The sequence below is a fragment of the Agriterribacter humi genome (assembly GCF_009192765.1).
Classification (GTDB): domain Bacteria; phylum Bacteroidota; class Bacteroidia; order Chitinophagales; family Chitinophagaceae; genus Agriterribacter; species Agriterribacter humi.
This window is the reverse complement of the sequence record NZ_VOHQ01000002.1, coordinates 161901-175517: the sequence shown is the minus strand read 5'-3', so window position 1 is coordinate 175517 and position 13617 is coordinate 161901. Positions and strand designations below refer to the sequence as shown.

Annotated in this window: 10 protein-coding genes; 3 read left to right on the top strand and 7 right to left on the bottom strand. The window is 43.1% G+C overall.

The window, feature by feature from the left end:
* Positions 1-371: 371 nt before the first annotated feature.
* Positions 372-1019, bottom strand: a complete 648-nt coding sequence (locus tag FRX45_RS03890; protein ID WP_226804934.1) for a dihydrofolate reductase family protein — start codon at positions 1017-1019, stop codon at positions 372-374.
* 375 nt (positions 1020-1394) lie between these two features.
* Here FRX45_RS03890 and FRX45_RS03885 point away from each other — a divergent pair, with 375 nt between their 5' ends.
* A complete protein-coding gene (locus tag FRX45_RS03885) occupies positions 1395-2264 on the top strand; it encodes a serine hydrolase (protein ID WP_152267098.1) in 870 nt (289 codons plus the stop codon).
* A 226-nt stretch (positions 2265-2490) separates the two neighbouring features.
* On the opposite strand, the gene FRX45_RS03880 is transcribed toward FRX45_RS03885, so the two are convergent.
* The 3 genes from FRX45_RS03880 to FRX45_RS03870 all read right to left on the bottom strand — a co-directional run bounded on the left by FRX45_RS03880 (position 2491) and on the right by FRX45_RS03870 (position 8434).
* Positions 2491-5685 carry an efflux RND transporter permease subunit gene (locus FRX45_RS03880; protein WP_152267097.1) on the bottom strand — a complete coding sequence of 1065 codons (3195 nt, stop codon included), beginning with the start codon at positions 5683-5685 and terminating at the stop codon, positions 2491-2493.
* 79 nt (positions 5686-5764) lie between these two features.
* Positions 5765-6883 (bottom strand): efflux RND transporter periplasmic adaptor subunit, encoded by a 1119-nt coding sequence (locus tag FRX45_RS03875; RefSeq protein ID WP_152267096.1) that lies wholly within the window; start codon positions 6881-6883, stop codon positions 5765-5767.
* 264 nt (positions 6884-7147) lie between these two features.
* Positions 7148-8434, bottom strand: coding sequence for a TolC family protein (locus tag FRX45_RS03870; protein WP_226804932.1), 1287 nt, complete (start codon positions 8432-8434; stop codon positions 7148-7150).
* Positions 8435-8735: 301 nt separating this feature from the next.
* Between FRX45_RS03870 and FRX45_RS03865 the strand changes: the two genes are divergently transcribed.
* On the top strand, positions 8736-10373 hold the full coding sequence (locus tag FRX45_RS03865) for a beta-N-acetylhexosaminidase (RefSeq protein ID WP_152267094.1): 1638 nt from the start codon (positions 8736-8738) through the stop codon (positions 10371-10373).
* A 150-nt stretch (positions 10374-10523) separates the two neighbouring features.
* On the top strand, positions 10524-11483 hold the full coding sequence (locus tag FRX45_RS23150) for a N5-glutamine methyltransferase family protein (protein WP_193311573.1): 960 nt from the start codon (positions 10524-10526) through the stop codon (positions 11481-11483).
* On the opposite strand, the gene FRX45_RS03855 is transcribed toward FRX45_RS23150, so the two are convergent.
* From FRX45_RS03855 to FRX45_RS03845, 3 genes are all read right to left on the bottom strand, one after another.
* Positions 11476-11871, bottom strand: coding sequence for an ExbD/TolR family protein (locus FRX45_RS03855; protein WP_152267092.1), 396 nt, complete (start codon positions 11869-11871; stop codon positions 11476-11478). The two genes, FRX45_RS23150 and FRX45_RS03855, sit on opposite strands and share 8 nt — an antisense overlap.
* A 238-nt stretch (positions 11872-12109) precedes the next feature.
* The gene (locus tag FRX45_RS03850; protein ID WP_152267091.1) at positions 12110-12811 is read right to left on the bottom strand and encodes a MotA/TolQ/ExbB proton channel family protein; all 702 of its coding nucleotides are present in this window, start codon (positions 12809-12811) and stop codon (positions 12110-12112) included.
* A 141-nt stretch (positions 12812-12952) separates the two neighbouring features.
* The gene (locus FRX45_RS03845; RefSeq protein ID WP_152267090.1) at positions 12953-13468 is read right to left on the bottom strand and encodes a DUF7935 family protein; all 516 of its coding nucleotides are present in this window, start codon (positions 13466-13468) and stop codon (positions 12953-12955) included.
* Between the last annotated feature and the right edge of the window lie 149 nt (positions 13469-13617).

Here is a 13617-nt window from a genome sequence, read left to right as displayed (position 1 = left end):
AAGCACTTACAAACTTATAGTCGTTTCTAAGCGCTTACAAAAGGGTACTAACAATAGGGTTCGCTTTACTTCTGCACTCAAATAAATTATAAACCGGAACATTAAATAGGCTGGCATTGGGTGTTATATATGGTGCGGATTGAAACGGTTACCAAACCTATTCATTTATTTTTAAAATTGAAAAAAAATTCGGGGTTTATGCCTGTAATTTTCCGGCAATGGACTTTGATAAAATAGCAGCTTTACAATTTCTTCCACGCTCTATTCAATACACTTTCGATTGGTATTGAAAACCATGAAGAACAAAATCTTAACGCCAGGTTTTTGCAAATACCTTTGTTAGCGATTCGGGTATTTAAGTGCCCTGTTCATTATTTTTTCCGTTTATAGTGAAATTGAGCCAGTCCTGTGTCGAAAGTTTTTACGCTGATAAGTTCAAGTTCCTGTTCGGGTCTGCCGTCTTTGAAAAGTCGTCTTCCATTACCAACAAGAACAGGAATAACTGAAATAATAAACTCGTCAATCAGGTCGTCTTCCAAAAGTGCGTTCACAATTTCTGCCCCGCCATCACAATAAATATTCTTTCCGCTTCCAGATTTCAGTTGTTGCACCAATTTAGCTAAGTCCCCGTTGTAGAATATTGTTCTGCCAACAGCTGGTCTTTCGATTCTTGTTATGACATATACGTTCCTGTCTCCATTATCATAATGCGACGGGCCGATTTCCCTGAGTACCCAATCGTAGGTTTTTCTGCCAAGAATTATCGTGTCAATCGTCGCTGTGAATGCAGCATAGCCATAATCTTCGCCCTCTTTCTCTACTAATTTTAGAAAGCTGAGGTCGTCATTGGGCTTTGCAATATAACCGTCCAGGCTTGTCGCTATGTTTAGTGTTAATGTTCGCATTATTCTTTTATTTATCATATCACTTGTTGACCACGGCATCCCTGCCGGAGTATCAAGCGGCCTGATTATTGGATGTATCAGACCCGGATAGATGCGGGTTCCGAAATTATTCATTTTTTATGATTGTTCCTCATTTTTGGTTGATCCCGGCTAATTCATTTTGAGCCGCCGAATAAGAATAATCTTTACAATGCAATCATTTTTTGAAAAACCACAGGCTCTCCCGCACTGGTTGGACGGGCAGGGATTGCCGCTTGTTTTCGGGAAGAGTTCTGATGGTTCATTTGATGTTACGTCATTACAAGACCCTAAACTGATCTGGATAATGCGTAACAATTTTAAGGGTCGAAGTACTCCCCAATGGAGGAGGCGGATTATATTTTTTTGTACCTGGCTTGCTACTCCGCTTCGCTTCAGGCGGCTTGCTTCGGCGTATATAATTCTTCCAACTTCCGGCATTCGTTTCCAAAAAATCATTACATTCATAATATGAGAATTATCATAACTATTTTACTCGCCGTATGCATTTGTTCTGCACGTGCGCAGCAGGTTGATAAAAAATTACAAAGCCGTATAGCCGACGCCGTTAGCGGCTTTAATGGCACCGTGGGTATATACGTGCACGATCTGAAGCATAACAAAGTGGCATACTTCAACGCCGACACGGTATTTCCTACCGCCAGCATTGTTAAGATACCCATCCTCCTGGGCATTATGCAAAAAATAGAAACGGGTGAGCTGAACTATCACCAGCGGCTCATGTACAGGGATTCGCTTTTTTATGATGAAGGCGATGATATTCTTTCACGCTTTAAAGACAGCGCCACCATTGAGCTCAGCAAGGTAATGATGCTGATGATCACCATCAGCGACAACTGCGCCAGCCTGTGGCTGCAGGCGCTTGCCGGTTCCGGAACAAGGATCAACGAAATCGTTGACAGTCTCGGCTATACTTCCACGAGGGTAAACAGCCGCACCCCGGGGCGGGAAGAAAACAGGCGCATATACGGCTGGGGACAATCATCACCACGTGAGATAGCCGGTATTATGGAAAAGATAGTTCGCGGTGAAATATACAGCAAAGCCGCCAGCGATAGAATGCTCCGGCTATTGGGCCGGCAATACTGGGATGAGCAGGCCCTGTCACAAATACCGGCCGGTGTTTTTGCAGCCGATAAAACCGGCGCTGTGGATGGGAGCCGCAATGAAGTGCTGTATGTGAACGGGAAAAAGAATCCTTATATCTTCAGCATATTCACCAAAAACAATAAAGACCAAAGCTGGAATGAAAACAATGAAGCATGGATGATGACGAAAAAAATATCGGCGCTCCTGTGGGCATATTATAACGGTAAGTAATTTACAGGATCAGGCGCATAGGAACTGTCTGAAAAATATTATTTTGCCACCAAGTCACCAAGTCACTAAAAAATAAAACCTGAAAATCAAGGCTTTGTGCCCTTGTGTCTTAGTAGCAGATATTCTATACCGGCCCTTTTGATACAGCCTCTTTGAGTGTCTTGGTGACATATCTTCTATACCGGCTTCTTTTGATACAGCCTCTTGTAGAAAACAGTTATCAGCTCTACCCTATTCTTCCACCAATAATGGCTTTATCAATAGCCTCTTCCTGTTTGGATTGTTCCTGGAGCCGCTTCAATTTTCTTCCGTATGAAAGCCTGGTAATAAGTGCAAACAATACCGGCACTACAAATATGGCCAATGTAGTGGCGGCCAGCATTCCGCCGAAAACCGTCCAGCCAATGGTTTTACGGCTTTCCGCCGCCGCACCGCTGGCAAAAGCCAGGGGCAGCACACCCAATATAAATGCCAGCGACGTCATAACGATGGGGCGTAACCGCAACCGAACCGCCTGTAAAGTGGCATGCACAATGTCAATACCCTTGTCTACCCTTTCTTTGGCAAATTCAACAATCAGGATGGCATTTTTGGCCGCCAGCCCAATTAATGTGATCAGCCCGATTTGAGCATATATATTATTAGACAGGCTGGGAATAAAAGTAAGTGTAAGTATGGAGCCCAATGCACCAATAGGTACTGCAAACAATACCGAAAACGGCACCGACCAGCTTTCATACAGCGCCGCTAAAAATAAAAATACAAATATGATGGAAATGGCAAAAATGACCGACTGCTGATTGCCTGCTGCTATTTCTTCGCGGCTCATGCCCGAAAATTGATAGCTGTAGCCTGCGGGCAACGTCTTGGCTACCTCCGTTAAAGCTGCAATAGCCTGACCACTGCTGTACCCATCCTTTGGTGAGCCATTGATTTCAACAGAACGATAAATATTATAATGCGAAATAACAGCAGGCGCTTCAATTACTTTTGTAGTAACCAGCGAACCGAGGGGCACCATGCCGCCCTGGCTGTTGCGCACATAATATTTTTCAATATTGTGCAATGAACTTCTGAATGAACTATCCGCCTGCAGCATCACGCGGAAGTTTCTTCCATATAAATTAAAATCGTTCACATAACTGCTTCCCAGGTAAGTTGAAAGTGTTGTATAAATATCAGAAACCGATATGCCTAATTTCTTAGCCTTTTCCCTGTCTACATCAACCTGGTAGCTGGGTGTACGGGCATTGAAGAATGTGTAAGCCGCACCAATTTCGGGCCGCTGATATAGTTTGCCCAAAAAATCCTGGGCCACCTTTTCAAACTGCTGAATATCATCTGTACTGCTGGTTTGCTGTAACTGAAATGTAAACCCGGATGTAGCACCCAGGCCGGGTATTGCAGGCGGAGCAATAGGTATAACCCTTGCTTCCTTGATATGCGCCGTAGCAGCCCGTATTTTTGCAATAACACTTTGCACATGATGTTCTTTACCTTTCCTGTCATCCCACGGATTCAGCGATACAAATATGGTACCCGCATTGGATTTGCTGGAAAAGCTCACGATATTTAAACCCGCTAAACCACCTGCTACCTTTACCTCAGGCAACGACCTTATAATGGTGCTGAGCTCTTTTAACATGGCAATATTGCGGGTGGTGGATGTGGCCTCCGGCATTTCGTAAGTAACAAACAACCGTCCCTCATCTTCCGTAGGAATAAACCCGGACGCCTTATTCTTGAATAAGAAGAATAATCCCACGAATAATACCACCAGCATGATCAAAACATAAGGTGTACGCCGTATCCAGCTTCCTACACCTTTGGTATAGCCATTGGTTAAGCGGTTAAAGCCCCTGTTAAATCCTGCGAAAAACCGTTCGAGCCAATTCTTTTTTTCTTCTTCACCCTTGGATGGTTTGAGCATAATAGCGCAAAGTGCGGGAGTAAGCGACAATGCAACAAAAGCGGAAATAAGAACAGATACGGCAATGGTAATAGCAAACTGCTGGTACAAACGACCTACTATTCCCGGTATAAAACCCACAGGAACGAATACGGCAGCCAGGATCAGCGCAATGGCTATTACAGGCGCCGAAATATCTTTCATTGCTTTACGGGTAGCCTCCTTTGGCGACATCTTTTCATGGTCAATATTGTGCTGCACAGCTTCCACCACCACAATAGCATCGTCTACCACAATTCCGATAGCCAGCACAAAAGCAAATAAGGTAAGTGTATTAATAGTGAAGCCCAAAGGAGCGAATAAAATAAAAGTACCAATTAAGGAAACCGGTATGGCCAATACAGGTATCAGTGTTGCGCGCCAGTTCTGGAGAAATAAGAATACCACCAGCACCACCAGTATCAGCGCTTCCACTAAGGTATGCAGCACCTCGTTTATAGATACCTGCACCACTGAAGCTGTTTCAAGCGGTACCAGGTAATCAATATCCTTTGGAAAGGTTCTTTTCATATCTGTGAGCGCCTTGGTGATGCCTTTGTATGTATCGAGGGCATTAGCCCCCGGAGCCTGGTACAGCAATACAAATGCCGCCGGCTTACCATTTACAAAAGCATTGGTATTATAATCAAACTTCCCCAACTCAACTCTTGCTACATCTTTGAGGTAAACAATGCTTCCATCAGCAGGACGGCTGCGCACAATGATATTCTCAAATTGCTCCTGTGTGTTGATGCGGCTATTGGTTAATACACTGTACTCAAAGGTTTGCATTCCGCGTTGAGGATTACCCCCAATTGTTCCGGCGGCCACCTGCACATTTTGCTCCTGCAAAGCTGCATTCACTTCGGCAGGTGTCATACCAAGCGCGGCCAGCTTTTCGGGGTTCAGCCATACGCGCATGCTAAAGTTATCGGCCGGTGCAAAAATATCACCAACACCTTTTACCCTCGACAATGCGTCTTTAACATAGATGTTCACATAATTACCAATGAATGTGGCATCATGCGTTCCATTGGGAGAGTAGAAGCCCAGCACCATCATAATACTGGGGTTTCGCTTACGAACGGTAATGCCTAAGCGCTTTACGGCATCCGGTAAAGAAGGTTCTGCCACGCTCACCCTGTTCTGCACGTCAAGGGTAGCAATGTCAATATTGGTGCCTACTTCAAAGTTTACAGTAATACTGCTTTGCCCGCTGCTGGTGCTGTTGCTGGTCATGTAGGTCATGCCCGGCGTTCCGTTTACCTGCGTTTCAATAGCGGTTGTTGTAGTTTGCTCAACGGTTTTAGCATCAGCGCCGGTAAAATTGCCGGATATAGATACCGTTGGCGGAGAAATATCCGGGTACTGTGCAATGGGAAGATTGATCATGGAAATAAGACCAACCAATACAATTACAATGGATATTACGATTGCCGTTACCGGCCTTTTTATAAAAGTTTCTGCTATCATGTTGTACTAATAAAAATATTCAGGTGTGAGGTATCGGGTATCAGCCACCAGCTATAAGCTGTCAGCCAATCAAATCAACCTACTGTGCGGCTTGAGCAGGTATGGTTACTACCGCGCCTTCTCTCAGGTTCTGTACACCCTGCACCACAATTTTCTCACCCGCCTTTAATCCGTCCTTCACAATTACATCCGCCCCTATCTGCCTGCTCAGGTCAAGCTTGCGTTGCGATACTTTATTGCTGTCGCTCAGCACATATACAAAGTACTCGCCCAACTGTTCCGTTACCGCCTTATAAGGTATCAGTACCGATTGTTCGGCCGCACTGTTCAATACTTTTACAGTAGTGCTCATGCCTGCTTTTAATAATTTTTTTTCATTGGGAAAAACAAGCCGCACTTTAATGGTTCCGGTTTGCGCATCCACCGCCCTGTCAATAAAGCTGATGCTCCCTTTATATGGATATATATCATTCCCAAAAGCAATAGTGAAAGTAGAGTCTTTTGGATTTTTTTTGCCCTGCTGCAATTGGGCAAAGCGGTATATCTCTTTCTGATCTACGGTAAAATCTACAGCAATAGGATTGTCGGTAGACACCACATTCAAAATGCTTTGTCCTGCTACTACCGAGGTACCCTTTTTAACCTGCGAAATACCGATGGTGCCGTCGAAAGGTGCAGCTATGCTGGCAAAATGTACATTCGACTGCACGGCATTTACATTTGCCCGGGCAGCTTCCACCTGCTTCTTTGCGGCCTCCAGTGCAGCATCCGCATAGTCTACCTGCTGTTTGGCTATGGCATCCTGCTTATCCAGTTCATGGTAGCGGTCCGCATCTTTCTGCGCTTTCAGCAAATTGGTTTCCTGCACCTGTAAGTTGGCCTGCGCCTGCTGCACATTGGCACTGTACACCTGCTGATCTATTGAATATAATTTTTGCCCTTTCCTAACCCTGTCGCCATCTTTAAAATAGATGCCGGTAATATAGCCGCTCACCTGGGGACGCAGTTCTATCTGGTTAAGTGCTGTTACAATACCCGGATATTCATCATAAAAAATAGCGTTGCTGGTTTTTACTTCAGTAATGGTTACGGGTACTGCAGGCGGAGGACCCTGCTGTTGTTGCTGTTTAGCGCCGCACGACATGATTAATAAGGAAACACCCGCTGCCGTATATGCTAGTATTGATTTATATATCATTGAACTATTAAATTATATTTTAAAAAACATAAGAACCAAATGATAAGAACCAAGAACCAAATAACAAGAACCAAACCTGTCCGCCGTGGCGGATAAAATGCAGATTCTAAAAATCGCTCACCACTTTAACCCGGTTAGAACTCCTCAATATCGAAGCAGCGCTGCAGTCCTGACAGGTTGCCGATTTCCAAATTTTCAAACCAGCCTGCCGGCTGACAGGCCTCTCCGCCCTACAATAAAGCCCTCCCTCTAAACCTGTTAGGACTAATACCTAATCGCCCCAACCGCTTTCTGCACATCAATTTTACTTGCCAGTAATTCATACAAGGCATTATAGTAATTGATCTGTGCCGAACGCAGATCCGTTTCCGATGTGATCACTTCCAGGTAGGTTTTAATACCCGATTTATATTGCAATTGAATAATATCGTATACTTCCTTTGCCAGAACCAGGTTTTCCTTTATTGCCATATAGCTGGCGTAATTGCTTTTATAATTGGCCAAAGCGCCATTGTATTCTGCATTTACAGCATTGCGCAGGTTTACTATATCAAGACTTGTTCGTCGCAACTGCCACTTTGCCTGCTGTATTTCATACTTTCTCTTGCCGCCCTGGAATATGGGAAAAGAAAGGGTTAGTCCTGCATACGAAGCTGGATAGGACTGATTGTATAATTTATTAAAATCGTTATTGAGGTAATTCAGATTATAGGCGCCATTGGCGGAGAGTTGCGGCAAAAAGCTCCATTTGTTGTATTGCACATTCGCTTCCTGCAATTTTTGCTGCGTACTCAATAACTGGTACTCAATACGTCTTGTATAATCCGGAGTTTGTGTAGTATCCAGGAGTATCTCTTTTTCCATCTGGGTACTATCATAAACTATTTTCAGGGAAGCTTCTACGGGATAGTTCATCTGCGCTTTCAGGTTTTCTATCCTGGCCTTTAATAATACTTCATAACTTTTTTTTGCCGCCTTTGTATTATTGAGCGCAATAGCCGCCCGCTTATAATCCGTTTTATCGGTTATGCCTGCCTGGTACTGGTTGTATGCATCTTTATAGCTGCGTTCGAGGCGAACAACATTTTCTTCGGACACTTTGATCTGCTGTTCCGTTGTAAGCACATCATAAAAAGCTTTTGAAACGCTGGCTGCAACATCAATTTTAACGCTTTCCGTATTTTGCCTGGCCTGGAGGCGAACATCGGCACGGGTACGGCTTGCCAACAGCACATCCCTGTTAAAAATGGGCTGGTTAAGGGTAAACATTAAACCGGAAGTATTATCAACACCCAGTTTAACAGGGTTACCGCCAATAACACTGGTTTGCACCTGGAAGTTGTGTTGAAAAGTATAATTAAAATTAACCTGGGGAAACCACTCTGAGAGTTTACTCTTAATGGCTTCTTCCGTTATAGCTTCGTCTATTTGTGCCTGCTGTACAACAGCCTGCTTTTCCACAGCATAGGTAATGCAATTTTGCAGGGTAGCATCCTGTAATGTCGAATCAGATTGTTGCTGCGCCGTTGACCGAAAGGAAATAAAGATCAAGCACGTTAAAAATAACAGAACCCCTTTTCTCATAAATATATTATATATACTATCCGTTAGTGAAATATCAGCCGGGTACGGCACTTATAATACCTGTATTATTCCGGTTAATCCAATGTGCAAGTACAGGGAAAGGAAATCAGGCGGCGAAGTTAAAATTAAATCCATAAATAAATCAAACGTTTGTTTAATTTTTTTGTTAATGAATTATTAACGAACCCCTATTCCGGCTTTTAGCTACTGTAATAATCCGAATATCAGGCATCAATAATCATTCCTGATCATTAAAATATTATATCTCATGCAAAGATTCTTAACCATTTTTTTAAGCTGCATTTTATTACAAACACGGGCACAAACCTCCGTTTCTGTTATTCCTGCTCCGGTTAAAGCCGAAATTAAAACCGGAAGTTTTACCATTACCAGCCAAACCGTTATTGTAGCAGACAGTAATGAAGAAAACGCTACGGTAAACTTTTTAAACGCTTACCTGCAGAAATACTACGGGTTTTCGCTACGCACCGTTAAGCAGGCCGCAACAAATTTTATCAGCATTGGCACCCGTACCTTTATTAAAGCGCCCGACCGGCCGGAGCGCTATACATTAGTGATTTCCAATAAGGCTGTTCAAATAAAGGGCGATAGCCACGGGGGCAGTTTCTACGGGTTACAAACATTACTACAATTATTACCGGTTCAAAAATCGGGTTCACTGAAAATACCGGCCGTAGCTATTGAAGATTATCCGCGTTTTGGATACCGCGGCGCCATGTTAGATGTATCCCGTCATTTCTTTGACGTGGATTTTATTAAAAAATATCTTGACCTGCTTGCTTTGCATAAGATCAATACTTTTCACTGGCATTTAACGGATGACCAGGGCTGGCGGATTGAGATCAAAAAATATCCGCGTCTAACGGAAGTGGGTAGTTGCAGAAATGGTACCATCACCGGGCGCTTCCCGGGTAAAGGGAATGATGGTGATAAATATTGTGGTTATTATACGCAGGATCAAATCAGGGAAATTGTGCAATACGCTGCCAACCGTTTTATAACCGTTATTCCAGAAATAGAATTGCCCGGGCACTCCTCTGCTGCTATCGCTGCCTATCCACAACTGAGCTGTTTCCCTGATGAGCCCACCAAACCTGCCAAAAGAACAATATGGCATGGCGACAGTACAGGGAAAAATGTGCAACAGGCATGGGGCGTATTTGAGGATGTATACTGCCCCGGTGAATATACTTTCAATTTTTTACAGGACGTGCTGGATGAAGTAATAGCGCTTTTCCCGTCAAAATATATACATATAGGCGGCGATGAGTGCCCTAAAGAAGCATGGAAAAGATCAGCATTTTGCCAGAACCTGATCAAAGAAAAAAATTTAAAAGATGAACACGGGCTGCAAAGCTATTTTGTGCAACGCATAGAAAAATACCTGAACAGCAAAGGTAAAGCCATGATAGGCTGGGATGAAATATTAGAAGGCGGGCTGGCGCCCAATGCTACGGTAATGAGCTGGCGTGGTGAAAAAGGGGGTATAGAAGCCGCTAAACAGAAGCACGATGTGATTATGACGCCCAACTCCTACCTGTATCTTGATCATTCGCAGTGCAAAAATGAAGACTCCGTTGTAATTGGCGGTTACCTTCCCCTGCAAAAAGTATACAGTTTCAATCCGGTTCCCAACGAATTAAATGCTCATGAATATCACTATATACTGGGTGCGCAGGCTAATTTATGGACGGAATACATAACCAATCCGGCAAAAGCGGAATACATGCTATTTCCCCGCCTTACCGCATTGAGCGAAGTATGCTGGAGTCCTGTTCAAAATAAAAACTGGGAAGGATTTAAAAAACGCATTGCAAAGCAATTCAAACGGTACGATCTCTGGGGTGTACATTATTATCCAAAATTAGATGAACCGCTAAAGTAAGTGAGTTGCAGGTTACAGGTTGCAGGGTTCAGTTGCAGGTTTCAGGTTGCAGGTTACAGGTTGCAACTTGTCCTGCACCTTATACCATACACCTTACACCTTTCCCCTGTACCTTGAAACTTGTAACCCCTATCCACCCTATCTTTGCGCATGACCATTAACGAAGGCTACCGCTTCGTTTGCGAAGCACTATATAATATATACGACCGGCGTGAAGCGGAAAATATTTCGGCATTGGTAATTGAAAAGGTTACCGGGCTGCAAAGAATGGACCGCTCGCTGAATAAAAATCAATTTTTACCGGAAGAACAGGAAACCCGGCTTATACATTATACCCAATTGCTTTTACAACACCATCCCGTACAGCATGTGCTGGGCGAAGCATGGTTTTATGGCATGCCATTATACGTTGACGAAAATGTGCTGATTCCCCGCCCTGAAACGGAAGAACTGGTGGAATGGGTGGTGAAGGATGAGAAGAACAGGTTGCAGGTTGCAGGTTGCAGGGAGCAGGTTGCAGGGGGCAGGGAGCAGGTTTCAGGTTACAGGTTACAGGGGGCAGGTTACAAGGGGCAGGGAACAGGGGGCAGACCTTCTGCAATATTGGATATAGGTACCGGTAGTGGTTGCATTGCCATGGCGTTAAAAAAGAACATTCCCGAAAGTGAAGTATATGCGATAGATGTTAGCAGTAAAGCACTGGCTGTTGCGCAACAAAATGCAAAAGTTCAGCAAACCGCTGTTCAGTTTTTAGAAGTAGATTTTTTAAATACCGATCACAGAAATGTATTGCCACTGTTTGATATTATTGTAAGCAACCCGCCTTATATTCCTGTAAAGGATAAAAAGGAAATGCATAAAAATGTACTGGATCATGAACCGCATACCGCGTTGTTTGTGGAAGACAATGATCCCCTGCTGTTTTATTCGGCAATAGCCGCATTTGCAGTACTGCATTTACATCCTGGCGGTTGTGTTTATACCGAAATTCATGAAACGATGGGGGATGCGGTAAAAAATGTTTTTGTACAACAAGGATTTGAATATACTGTTATCCGGAAAGACATGCAGGGAAAGGACCGTATGGTAAAAGCTGCAAAAGCTAATTAGCGCTTACCGAGGCCACTGCAGTAGCACCTAATTTTTTTGCGGTTTGTAATACTTTATATACATCGCCCCAATGCCCGGCAGTATCGGCATTTACTACTACCGAAGGCTTTTCCGCTCCCTTAGACAGCACAAGCTGCAGTTCACTTTCCAGTTCATCGAGCGATATTCTTTTTTGACCTATATAAGCCTGGTTATTTTTATCAATAGATACCACAACCGTTTGCTTTGACTTGGTGTCGCTTTTACCTTTGGGGGCCGATACTTTTATTACGTTCGGATTGGCAAGCGTAGACACAATAAGGAAGAACAACAACAATATAAACAATATATCATTGAGCGCATCGGTATGTACTTTGGCGTGATCCCTTAATTTTTTTCTCAGATTCATTGCTTCTATGTTCGTTACGTAAAAGTAAGTTAAGCAAGTGGATTGAAAGAAATGGGTTTAATACGTTAAATAAAGGCTTCCTTATCTCCCACCTTCAAATATTTGCCGTTTATTGTTTGTTGTTTATAGTTTATGGCAATCCGCACTCTCTATTCACCCTCACACTATAATTTATAATCTGTAGTTTACCGTTAGGATACACTCATTTTCAAATTCTCAAATTTGCAAATTCCTCACACTACTTCGTCGGTTCCTGCAATACATCTATAAATTCGGCACTGGCAGATTCCATCTGGTTAACGTTTTTATCAATCTGTGCATTCAGGTAATTGTATCCTACATATGCAAGCAATCCTATGATGAGCCCGCTCGCAGAAGTTATCATCTTTGTATAGATACCGCCGGCAATGGTGTTAAGCGTATATTCGCCCGTTGCGGAAATGCCGTAAAATAACTGTACCATCCCTACAATGGTTCCCAAAAAACCAAACATAGGCGCTATACCTGCTATTAATGACAGCACCGAAATATTGCGCTCCATCTTATATATCTCCAGTTTCCCTACATTTTCCATGCTCTTTTCAATAGCTTCAATGGGCTTGCCTATACGTTGCAATCCCTTATCAATCATTCTTGCCACCGGGTTAAATGTATTCCGGGCAAGAGACCTGGCCGCCGTAACATTGCCCGTTACAATATGATCACGGATAATGCTCATGAAATTATAATCTAATTTGCCGGCATTACGAATAGCGATCAGGCGTTCAAAAAAGAAAAATATAGCTATTACCATTAATAAAGCCAGGGGCAGCATAATCCAACCTCCCGCCAGCAACAGTTCCCAAAGATTCATTTGTGTGCCGGGTTCGGGAATACCGTGTTGACTGGCCAAAGCTTTATTAAGAGAATCGGGAGCAACCTGCAGGAAAAATAATTTCATATTATAGTATTGTTGAAAGTGCAACAAATGTAACGACAAATAAACAACTTTATTTACCCGTTTGCCGAACGTGAAAATAGTGTGATTATTTTCTTTACAAATGGCTTGCCGGATTCTATTAACATTTTATATAGAAAGCGATCATACACCAGACATTAGCTGCCGGGCTTCATATCTCAATGCTTCCAGCACAATATTATGCAAAGAAGCTTTGGGATCTGCATCCAGTAATTCAAGGATGCGTTTGCCCAAATCCATGCCTGTGGCTGAATCGGGTAAGGTATTGGCCAACTGGTGCAAAATAAAAATATTCTGCTCTTTAAGATTGGTTACCGCCTGCCAGGCCTGTGCAGATACATATAATTGCTGTGAAAGATTGTATTCATATTCCTGCTTAATGCTTTCCACCAGTAATGAATGATATACCGCGGCCTGCATGTTGGCAGAAGATACCCTTGATATCAGGTTCTTCAGTGAGATGCGTTCGGCCAATATGGTAAGCCGTTCGTACGCCTGCAATTGCAATGTTGCATCATACACAGGTTTTTTTTGCTCTTTTTTAACACCTCTTATTTCACGGAAATAAGCAAAAAGGTAAATTCCTAAAACACCCGCAATAATTGCGATAGCCAAAATAATAATGCTGCTATTGTCCATGCTGGTAATTTATGCTGCTCATAAAACAAAAATAAGCGTATTGTGTTGTGTTCAATAAAAGAAGAAATAAAATAAATCTTTTAACTGCTATGAGCTTTTAGCCATCAGCTAATACAGGGACAAAATAATCAACCGCCATAAACCAACCA

What these genes read in the sequence shown, in the direction of transcription:
- FRX45_RS03890 (WP_226804934.1), bottom strand. Translation starts at nt 1,019, where the DNA reads ATGAATAATTTCGGAACCCGCATCTATCCGGGTCTGATACATCCAATA.
- FRX45_RS03885 (WP_152267098.1), top strand. Translation starts at nt 1,395, where the DNA reads ATGAGAATTATCATAACTATTTTACTCGCCGTATGCATTTGTTCTGCA.
- FRX45_RS03880 (WP_152267097.1), bottom strand. Translation starts at nt 5,685, where the DNA reads ATGATAGCAGAAACTTTTATAAAAAGGCCGGTAACGGCAATCGTAATA.
- FRX45_RS03875 (WP_152267096.1), bottom strand. Translation starts at nt 6,883, where the DNA reads ATGATATATAAATCAATACTAGCATATACGGCAGCGGGTGTTTCCTTA.
- FRX45_RS03865 (WP_152267094.1), top strand. Translation starts at nt 8,736, where the DNA reads ATGCAAAGATTCTTAACCATTTTTTTAAGCTGCATTTTATTACAAACA.
- FRX45_RS23150 (WP_193311573.1), top strand. Translation starts at nt 10,524, where the DNA reads ATGACCATTAACGAAGGCTACCGCTTCGTTTGCGAAGCACTATATAAT.
- FRX45_RS03855 (WP_152267092.1), bottom strand. Translation starts at nt 11,871, where the DNA reads ATGAATCTGAGAAAAAAATTAAGGGATCACGCCAAAGTACATACCGAT.
- FRX45_RS03850 (WP_152267091.1), bottom strand. Translation starts at nt 12,811, where the DNA reads ATGAAATTATTTTTCCTGCAGGTTGCTCCCGATTCTCTTAATAAAGCT.
- FRX45_RS03845 (WP_152267090.1), bottom strand. Translation starts at nt 13,468, where the DNA reads ATGGACAATAGCAGCATTATTATTTTGGCTATCGCAATTATTGCGGGT.